Annotated in this window: 1 protein-coding gene; it reads right to left on the minus strand. The window is 57.1% G+C overall.

Features of this window, described 5'->3' with window-relative positions:
* The coding region (locus ACXAGX_RS20575; RefSeq protein ID WP_474840715.1) for an Ig-like domain-containing protein at positions 1-385 on the minus strand (385 nt) is incomplete at its 3' end.
* Between the last annotated feature and the right edge of the window lie 11 nt (positions 386-396).

A 396-nucleotide genomic window follows, 5' to 3' on the forward strand; every position in this document is an offset into this window, starting at 1 on the left:
CGGCTAGATCCGCAGGTACATCCGCACTGAACGAGCCATCAGGCTGTACCGTTGCGGTGAAGGTTTGGGCATCACCGTTAGCATCGGTCACAGTGATCGACACGGTTTCACCGGCAGGTAAATCGGTGGTGCCTGATACCGTTGGCGTGGCGTCGTTACCTGTTGTTTGCGCGTCCAACGTAATGGTTGGCGCTGCGGTGTCGATTTCACCGTTATTGTCGGTAGCCGTAGTGGCGTTACCGGCAGCATCGGTGGCAGTGGCTTCTACCGTGTAGGCACCATCGGCCATATTGGCAGGCACATCGGCGCTAAACGAACCGTCAGGCTGAACAGTAGCGGTGAAGGTTTGGGCATCACCATTGGCATCGGTTACCGTGATCGACACGGTTTCGCCTA

This window comes from Alteromonas sp. ABV4_515, assembly GCF_056160345.1.